The following is a 251-nucleotide window of genomic DNA, read 5'->3' as shown; positions in this document are numbered from 1 at the left end:
ATGAGATGGCTCAGACGCACCCGTGGGAGGGTTTTGCCCGCAATCAGCATCTGCCTGATTTATCGCAGCTCCGCTATGTGGCGCGGGCGATAACGCCGCCTGGCCATACCCGCCGCTACGATGCCCGATTCTTTGCCAGTTTTCTTGATGAGCTTAGTCCGGCTGTTAAAAACTCCGGCCTTATTCCCGCTGACATCAGCCTTACAGAATCACCTGCTTATAGTGAGCCGGAACTATCCGATTTGAAATTT

Annotated in this window: 1 pseudogene; it reads left to right on the top strand. The window is 53.4% G+C overall.

The window, feature by feature from the left end:
- Nucleotides 1–251, top strand: a pseudogene (locus tag HBA93_RS22355) (hypothetical protein); the annotation flags it as partial.

Origin of the sequence: Ochrobactrum sp. SFR4, from assembly GCF_019730395.1 — a bacterium.
Classification (GTDB): Bacteria; Pseudomonadota; Alphaproteobacteria; order Rhizobiales; family Rhizobiaceae; genus Pseudochrobactrum.
This window is presented reverse-complemented; position numbering and strand designations above follow the sequence as displayed.